Origin of the sequence: Aurantimonas sp. A2-1-M11, from assembly GCF_036549475.1 — a bacterium.
Classification (GTDB): Bacteria; Pseudomonadota; Alphaproteobacteria; order Rhizobiales; family Rhizobiaceae; genus Aurantimonas.
Window position 1 is genome coordinate 1 of the sequence record NZ_JAZHLI010000215.1, and the last position, 761, is coordinate 761.

Below are 761 nucleotides of genomic sequence, written 5' to 3' on the forward strand. Positions count from 1 at the left end.
CATGTGTCAAGGTGGCGGCGCGACCCTTCTTGAGGGGCAGCCCCGGCTGCGTCCGGTCGAGCGCCTGGATCTGCGACTTCTCGTCAACGCACAGCACGACGGCCCGATCCGGCTCCGCTTTGCTCCCGTGTCCCCAAGCCGAAAAGCTTCCTGACCAATGCGACGCCGCGCCATGACCCAAACCCCCGTCCGAAGAACTTCAGTGAATCAACGATACAGGCTGCCGGCAAGCCCCCGCGCACAGGTCTCGTTCTATATTATTCCCCGTCCTTCCGCTCGCCGCGCGCGACGATCTGCAACGTGTCCTCGGGCAATGGCCGCTGCAGCGCTGACGCCTCCGGCCACTCCGCGCGCATCCAGGTGTCCAGCTCTTCCGGCTCGGTCAGAATGACCGGCATCGCCTTCGGATGGATCGGCGCGACCACCGCGTTGGGCTCGGTGGTCAGGAACGCGTAGAGGTCAGCGTTCACCTCCCCCTCCTTCGTCTTCCGCACGCTGGTCCAGTTCGTCCAGATCCCGGCGAACGCCATGAGCGGACGGCTGTCATCGGCAGCAAACCACACCGGCACCTTCTTGCCCTCGGCCGTCGTCTCGTATTCCGAGAAGCTGGTGAATGGTACGAGGCAGCGGTTCGCCGGGCCCAGCCATCGGCGCCAGTGCGGCGACTTCACGTTGCGGACATTGGTGACGCCGCTGTCGACGTTGCGGCCCTTCAGCACGAACTGCGGTGACGGCATGCCCCAGCGCATCATCGTCAGCTC

1 protein-coding gene and 1 pseudogene are annotated in these 761 nt (G+C 65.3%); both read right to left on the reverse strand.

Annotated features, from left to right (window positions below; genetic code table 11):
• A pseudogene (locus tag VQ042_RS25745) lies at nucleotides 1-112 on the reverse strand (IS630 family transposase); the annotation flags it as partial.
• A gap of 145 nt (nucleotides 113-257) precedes the next feature.
• Nucleotides 258-761: SOS response-associated peptidase (locus VQ042_RS25750; RefSeq protein WP_331823074.1), on the reverse strand; the 504-nt coding region annotated here is incomplete at its 5' end.